The 7,024-nt window shown below is 65.0% G+C and carries 8 protein-coding genes; 3 read left to right on the top strand and 5 right to left on the bottom strand.

Annotation, left to right across the window (positions count from 1 at the left end; genetic code table 11):
- Positions 1-83: 83 nt before the first annotated feature.
- Together GOACH_RS14065 and GOACH_RS14070 are read left to right on the top strand one after the other, a co-directional pair.
- Positions 84-806 (top strand): GNAT family N-acetyltransferase, encoded by a 723-nt coding sequence (locus tag GOACH_RS14065; protein WP_005175726.1) that lies wholly within the window; start codon positions 84-86, stop codon positions 804-806.
- 22 nt (positions 807-828) lie between these two features.
- Positions 829-1,785, top strand: coding sequence for an adenosine deaminase (locus GOACH_RS14070; RefSeq protein ID WP_005175727.1), 957 nt, complete (start codon positions 829-831; stop codon positions 1,783-1,785).
- On the opposite strand, the gene GOACH_RS14075 is transcribed toward GOACH_RS14070, so the two are convergent.
- A complete protein-coding gene (locus GOACH_RS14075) occupies positions 1,772-2,533 on the bottom strand; it encodes an alpha/beta fold hydrolase (RefSeq protein ID WP_005175729.1) in 762 nt (253 codons plus the stop codon). The two genes, GOACH_RS14070 and GOACH_RS14075, sit on opposite strands and share 14 nt — an antisense overlap.
- Entirely contained in the window at positions 2,530-3,594 is a 1,065-nt protein-coding gene (locus GOACH_RS14080) for an isopenicillin N synthase family dioxygenase (protein ID WP_005175730.1), read from the bottom strand. The genes GOACH_RS14075 and GOACH_RS14080 overlap by 4 nt, the downstream gene beginning before the upstream one ends.
- Before the next feature lie 255 nt (positions 3,595-3,849).
- Here GOACH_RS14080 and GOACH_RS14085 point away from each other — a divergent pair, with 255 nt between their 5' ends.
- A complete protein-coding gene (locus GOACH_RS14085; protein ID WP_005175732.1) occupies positions 3,850-4,410 on the top strand; it encodes a helix-turn-helix domain-containing protein in 561 nt (186 codons plus the stop codon).
- 41 nt (positions 4,411-4,451) lie between these two features.
- Here GOACH_RS14085 and GOACH_RS14090 read toward each other — a convergent pair whose 3' ends face one another.
- The 3 genes from GOACH_RS14090 to GOACH_RS14100 all read right to left on the bottom strand — a co-directional run.
- Complete coding sequence (locus tag GOACH_RS14090) at positions 4,452-5,060, bottom strand: histidine phosphatase family protein (RefSeq protein WP_005175733.1); 609 nt, start codon at positions 5,058-5,060, stop codon at positions 4,452-4,454.
- A complete protein-coding gene (locus GOACH_RS14095; protein WP_005175734.1) occupies positions 5,057-6,148 on the bottom strand; it encodes a TIGR03857 family LLM class F420-dependent oxidoreductase in 1,092 nt (363 codons plus the stop codon). Before GOACH_RS14095 ends, GOACH_RS14090 begins: the two co-directional genes overlap by 4 nt.
- Positions 6,149-6,265: 117 nt before the next feature.
- The coding region (locus tag GOACH_RS14100) for a PEP-utilizing enzyme (RefSeq protein WP_005175735.1) at positions 6,266-7,024 on the bottom strand (759 nt) is incomplete at its 5' end.

Here is a 7,024-nt window from a genome sequence, read left to right on the forward strand (position 1 = left end):
GAGCGACAGCGGTGCATTCCTCCGGCGACCGGTGGTAAGCCCCGAACGGCTGACGATGCCCTGCGCGGCATATCGTCGAACACGTGGCGAGCACCCCGGATACCGTCCATCGACATGCCCCGAGCAGCGACGACTCGGTCCTCGACAACCCCTCTCACTCGGCTCTGGTCGGCCCGCATGCACACTTCGCCGAACGCCACGGCAACGCACTGCGCTATCCCTCCGACGTCGCACCGTGGTGCGCGCTCCCCGACCATCCGTCGACCGCCGACTGGGATGACGCCGCCGAGCTCGTCGGTCCGGAGGGGACCGTGACGCTCGCCACCGTGACCGTCGAGCCACCCGCGGACTGGCTCACCCGAATGCGGATGCCGGGCGTGCAGATGATCGGCGACGCGGTGACCGGGCACCGCGACTCCGACGTCGTCGAGTTGGGCGCTTCGGATGTCGACGAGATGCTCGATCTCGTGCAGCGTACGCGGCCGGGACCTTTTCGACGCCGCACGATCGAGCTGGGCACCTACCTGGGTATCCGCCGCGACGGCAAGCTCATCGCGATGGCAGGCGAGCGAATGCACCCGCCGGGCTGGAGCGAGATCAGCGCCGTGTGCACCGATCCGGACTTTCGTGGCGAGGGTCTCGCGAGCAGAGTGGTACTGGCGGTCGTCGAGGTGATCCGTCAGCGCGGCGAGTTCCCATTTCTGCATGCAGCGGCCGACAACACGTCGGCGATCCGCGTCTACGAGAAGTTGGGGTTCACGCATCGACGCAAGGCCGTGTTCCAGGCCGTGGCGCCGCCGCGATGACCCGCCGGGCAGGATGGACGGCATGAACGACGCCGAGCTCTTGACCCTGCCGAAGGCTGAACTGCACATCCACATCGAGGGCACTCTCGAACCCGAGATGGTGTTCGCGCTCGCAGCTCGCAACGACGTCGCGCTGCCGTATGCATCGGTGGAACAGCTGCGCAACGCACACGCCTTTGCCGATCTCCCCCACTTTCTCGACCTGTACTACGCGTGCATGGCGGTGCTGCGCACCGAAGACGACTTCGCCGATCTCGCTGCCGCGTACCTGCGAAAGGCTGCGACGCAGGGCGTCACCCACGCCGAGATCTTCTTCGATCCCCAGGCGCACACGTCACGCGGCGTCGACCTCGGCGTGGTCGTGCGGGGTCTGCGGCGCGGCCTCGACACAGCGTCGTCGGAGACGGATGTGCACGCCGACCTCATCGCGTGCTTCCTGCGCGACAAGCCGGTCGACGATGCCATGACAACTCTCGACGCTCTGGAACCATTCTTCGGCAGCATCATCGGTATCGGACTCGACTCTGCTGAACTCGGCTTTCCCCCAGCACAATTCGCGCCCGTCTTCGATCGCGCCCGCGATGCCGGGCTGCATGTGGTGGCACACGCGGGCGAGGAGGGACCGGCCACCTACATCTGGGAGGCACTCGACGTACTCGGGATCGAACGCGTCGATCACGGCGTGCGCGCTCTCGAAGACCGCGCGCTGCTCACACGTCTGGCCACCGACCGCATCCCCCTGACCACGTGCCCGCTGTCGAACGTGCGCCTGCGCGGCGTCGAGAAACTCTCCGACCACCCACTACTCGACCTACTCGACGCCGGGCTCGTCGTCACCATCAACTCCGACGACCCGGCATACTTCGGCGGCTACATCGGCGACGCATTCATCGAGGCACGACGCGAGCTGCACCTGACCGACGAGCACCTCCGCGCCATCGCCCAGAACTCATTCGACGCGTCGTTCACAGCATCATAGATGCGAACTCGGTGATCGCGCGCACGACGGATGTCGGCTGGGACAGTTGAGGCGCGTGATCGCTGTCGAGGGTGACCACTTCGGCGCCGGGCACGAGTTGTTGCATCCGACGTTGGGCCGCCACGGGAACCGAGCGGTCCTCGGTGGCCTCGACGTAGAGTCTCGGGATTCGTCCGAATCGCTCCGCGGTCCAGTGCGGGGTGATGAGCCGTCCCGATTCCCGTTGCGGGCGCATAGATCTCGACGCTGCGATGGCATTTGCCGGGTCCGCCTTCTGGAAGAACACACCGGCCGCAGCCTCGGGCGGTACGGACGTCGTCTCACCGTCGTCGCTGATTGTGAGGAATGCGGCGATACCGACGGGTGCCGGCAGCCCCGCTGCGTCGCACAGGTCGCCGAAGTTCCAGCCGGAGGGCAGCATCATCCCGGCGATGTAGGCGACACCGCAGACCCGATCGCTGATGCACTCCGCCACCTGCGTTGCCACGACACCACCTCCGGAATGACCGACCAGCAGCAGTGGTCCATCCACGTCGTCGATCTGATGCAGCACCTCGTCGACGACGTCGCCGAGACTCGCCGGTCTGTCCAAGGTGGGACCGACGCCGGGCAGCCATACCGGAAGCGGAGTCATACCGGCCAGGCGTAATGGCTCAAGGAGGCGATCCCACACCCACGTGCCCGCCCACGCGCCGTGAATCAGAACGATCGTCGGTGAGTTCACGGCGTCGGACACGGTCTCCGTCACTGTTCAGTCCGCGCTGCGGCACGAACGCGCGCTGCCTCGCGGACGGCGCTTGTGTTGGCCTTGCCCTGTCGGGAGCCTGCCAGCTTCGCCGCGATGTGTTCGCGGACGGTGATCGGCTCGTAGGCCAGACCATTGTCTGAGTCGAGGTGGCTCGGCAGTGTTTCGATCGTGGCGTCGATGTTGCCGTCGTGAAAGAAGGCAACGGATCGACGGCGCTGGATGGTTCCGTTGACGATCGGTGGCTTCACGCGGTGCAGCGTCGACATCCACCGGTCGTTGGTCAGTCGCGCGGTGAGATCGCCGAGATTGATCAGGAGCGCGCCGTCGATGGGCGAAACGTCGTGCCACACCCCATCGCGACCGAGCACCTGCAGGCCTGCCACCTGATCGGCCCACAGGACCGTGACCAGCCCGAAGTCGGTGTGCTCCCCCATCCCGGTGAGATCTCCGTCAAGTGTCACTGTTCCTTCGGGCAGCGCGTAGTTGTTCATGCGCAGAACGTCCACAGAGTGGTCGGTCAGATACTCGAAGAAGTCCGACGGCGTCGACAGGGCGTCGGCAAAGACGGTGGTCAGTACTCGCGCGACACGTGCGGCGTGCGCGAAGTACTCCTCGACCTTGGGTCGGAAACCGTCGATGTCAGGCCAGACATTGATCCCGTAGTCGTCCTCAGAGAGTCCGAGTCCGGCAAAGGACCGTGCCTCCGTCCCGACATTGAACGCCTCGAAGAAGTCGTTCATACGGCTGGCCGCCTCGATACCCAAACTGAGGCTCAACGACTCGCTCTTGGGCGGGGAGTAGCCGCGGTTCCCCTGGGCCACATAGGTTTTCTTCTCCTCGAGCGACTGACCGAAGAAGTCGTCGACCGCCTCGCCCAAACCACGCCAGACGTCGTCGGGGACCGCGTGGCCGAGGATCTGCACGAACCCCACCGTGGAGCACGCGCGATCCATCTCCTCTGCGACCCGGGCACGCTCTTCGGCCGTGCCGTCGCCGGTGTATGGGCTGATGTCGATGACCGGCACCTCGAACACGGTGCTGCCGGCTTGTGTGGTTGACATGGCGAAACGGGTCCTCGTGATGTTGTGAGAGATCGCCTGGAGCGTGGTGAAGCCGCCGAGACGATGGCATACTGCAGGGCGCGAGTTGCAGTACTTATAATCCTGACTAATTTTTTATTAGCTGTGTCGATGGTGTTGCACGGCAGTTTCGATGTGTTACGCCTGCGTTACCCACTTCGCCGCCGGCCACGTCGATGAATCCTCGCGCCCAGGCACAGCACAAAGAGGCTGTGTCAGGCCTGCTACCTTGCTGACGTGGACGACGACCAGGCCCAGATCGCCCGCGCGCTCGGTGCAGCAATCAGAGAGACGCGAAAGGGTCTCGGACTGACGATGTCCGAAGTGGCCAGGTCGACCGAACTGTCGCAGCCATTCCTCAGCCAGATCGAGAACGGCAACACGACGCCGAGCGTGATCAATCTGCACAAGATCGCCCAGACCCTGGGAACGACCGCGCACGCCCTGCTCGAGCAGAGCGACAGGATGCCCACTGTCGTCTCGCGAGCCGGGGAGGCGAAGGGTTACAGCCTCGGACAGGACGCCCGTGTTCGCTTCTGCATCTCCGGCAGACGGCTTCTCGACTGCAATGAAGTGACCGCAGGACCACACTCCGAATCGGAGTCAGCCACGTCGCACGCAGGAGAGGAGTTCGTCTACGTCATCTCAGGCGAACTCCGCATGAGCATCGAGGGACGCGACTACCTTCTGCATCCCGGTGACACCATCCACTACGCCGCCACGGCAACCCACCGCTGGCACAACGACTCCGACGCCGAGACGGTCTTCTTGTTCGTGAGCACGCCGCCCAGCTTCTAGGTTGACGACACTCGTGCTTGTCGCTCCCCTATGCGCGCGTGTCACTCCCAGAGATGATGTGTCTCGTTCAGAGTCTCGATCTGGCGGTGGCCGGACCGACCGACTCGGACGCGGGTCACCGAGGTGTAGTAGGGCTCGGTGAAGAAGTCGTTCTCGGTCCCGAGCAGATCGGAGAGCACGACGTTGATCACACCACCGTGGCACACCACGGCCACCGTGTCGCCGCCTTCGGCGACGATATCTGCCGCGCCCGCAAGGACCCTCTCCCGAAACTCATTGACGTCGAACGTATTCGAGCCAATCCTTCCCGCGTTCATGTCAGCGAGAAGCAACTGCCGATCGTCGTAGGCGTCGAGGTCGACGCCGTACGACGACCACCCCCTGTCGAGTTCGGCGATGCGATCGTTCACCGCGGGTGTCATACCCGTTGCTGCAGCGATCCGCTCGGCAGTCTCCTGCGCGCGGCGCATCGGACTGGACACGATGCGATCGATGTCCCCGTACCTGCCTTTCGCCACCGCGACCGCAAGTCGTTCCGCCTGCTCCACCCCACTCGGTGTCAGACCCGGATCGGCCGGTCCGTCATCGCGCACGTGGAACGGTTGGGCGTGCCGGATCAACAGCAGCCGCCCTGCGGACGTGTCGCTCATCCAGCCCTTCCTTCTTCCAACTTCTCGAATGCGGCAGTGGTCGACGCGAGTTCACTCGGAGTGGCGCCGTGCATGATCACACCATCCACGCCGAGGTCGAACTGATGCCGTACGAGTTCGGCGCACCGTTCGGGCGAGCCGGTGGCCGCGCAGTCGAGCCACTCGCTCGGCAGTACCTCCCGAAGTCGCTCGAACGTCTCCTGATCTCCGATCGCGTCGGCCCAGCCGTCGAGTCCTGACACCACGTCGGAGCTTCGGAATCTCTCCAGTAGTGCAGCATCCCAGTTGTTGGTTTCGACGAGCAGGTCTCCGTAGAACTGGAGGTACGTCGCGAGCCTTCCGACGGTCTTCTTGATGAACGTACGATCGTCCACCTCGTCGGTGACCGTCGCGTAGCACGACCAGATCTTGACCGAGTGGGGGTCACGTCCCGCCTGCTCAGCGGCGGTCCGCACGGTATCGACTGCACGCATCACCGTATCGTCGGCGAAAAAGGTATGGAGGACCACCACGTCGTAGGCACGCCCCGCCATCGCCAGGGTTGCCGGGCCGAATGCCGTTGTTGCCACAGGGATGTCCTCGTCGAATCCGGTATCGAGCTTGAGTGCTGGAAAGTTGCCCAACCTGCCCTCGTAATCGCGCACGGTTTCGCCGTGCCAGAGCCGACGCATGAGATGCGCGAACTCTTCGAGTTCCGCAGTGGTGGTCTGCGCCAGGCCCATGGCTGCGATCTGTGGGCGCAAACCCCGGCCCACGCCCAGGGTGAAACGTCCCCCGGTGAGCCGATGCATGGTGGTCGCGAAGGCCGCGGTGATCGCCGGATGCCGCGTGCTGATGTTTGTCGCCGCGGTCGTGATGCCGATCGTATCGGTGACCGCTCCCGCCGCTCCCGATAGAGCGCACGCCTCCTTGACGTTGAGCCGCTCCGAGATGAACGCCTGGCCCAGGCCCATCTTCTCGGCCAGGGCGAGCTCGTCCAGCATGGCTCGCGGACTCTCGACGTGGCCGCCGAGCGTGTAGAACCCGAGTCGATCGGTTCCGATGCGTGATTCCGACGATGTCGCGGGTCGAGCTGCGTTGTCGGACATGCACATTCTCCGATATCAGTGCTGCTGTTTTTCAATCGATGACGGCGCGCATGATGTGCGCCCTGGATTCGCTCGGGTCCGGGCCGCCGGACTCCGGACCCGAGCGAAGACTGTGCGCTACAGGATGGTGACGGTGCCCGCGGTTCCGTCGACCTCGACGGTCGCCCCGTCGGCGATGCGCTTGGTGGCATCGGTGGCCGATACGACACACGGGATGCCCAGCTCACGGCTCACGATGGCGGCGTGCGAGAACGGTGCACCGACGTCGACGATCACGGCCGACGCTGCGACGAACAGCGGAGTCCACGATGGATCGGTGATCGGCGCGACCAGGATGTCACCCGGCTCGAGGGCCGAGGGATCGTCGGGACTCGTGATCACACGGACGCGCCCCTTCGCCGTTCCGCCGCAGGCGGGTACGCCCGAGATGACGTCACCCTGCGACGCGACCTGTGCTGTGCGATCGGCGCGCAGAGCCCACTCACTGACGGGCGGAGGCGTGCCGTCGACGACGAACGGCGGTGTGCGGTCGAACATGTCGAGGTAGCCACGCTCGCGGTCGGCGACGGTCTCGGTGTAGTTTCCGGGATTGGCCAGGAAGTCGTCGATCTCGTTGTCGAACAGCATGTAGATCTGTCGGGGAGACGCGAGTGCGCCCTTCTCCGCGTATCGCTTGCCGAGCTCGTTGGCACACAGGCGCAGCTCGTGCATCAACATCGCGGCCGTGGTGCGCCCGCGCTCGCGACCGCGCATCCACAGCGCTGACGCGTTGAGCACCGCCTCGAATTGGGCGGACGCTTCGGCGTCGGCTGCCAGCATCTCGCGGATCGCCTGCGCGGATGCGTCGCGCTGAGCGGCTCGCTCGGCCGATTTACT

This window comes from Gordonia aichiensis NBRC 108223 (assembly GCF_000332975.1).
GTDB lineage: Bacteria > Actinomycetota > Actinomycetes > Mycobacteriales > Mycobacteriaceae > Gordonia > Gordonia aichiensis.

Bases quoted from the DNA above. Each gene is read 5' to 3' on its own strand.
- GOACH_RS14070 (WP_005175727.1), top strand. From the start codon at position 829: ATGAACGACGCCGAGCTCTTGACCCTGCCGAAGGCTGAACTGCACATC.
- GOACH_RS14080 (WP_005175730.1), bottom strand. From the start codon at position 3,594: ATGTCAACCACACAAGCCGGCAGCACCGTGTTCGAGGTGCCGGTCATC.
- GOACH_RS14090 (WP_005175733.1), bottom strand. From the start codon at position 5,060: ATGAGCGACACGTCCGCAGGGCGGCTGCTGTTGATCCGGCACGCCCAA.
- GOACH_RS14095 (WP_005175734.1), bottom strand. From the start codon at position 6,148: ATGTCCGACAACGCAGCTCGACCCGCGACATCGTCGGAATCACGCATC.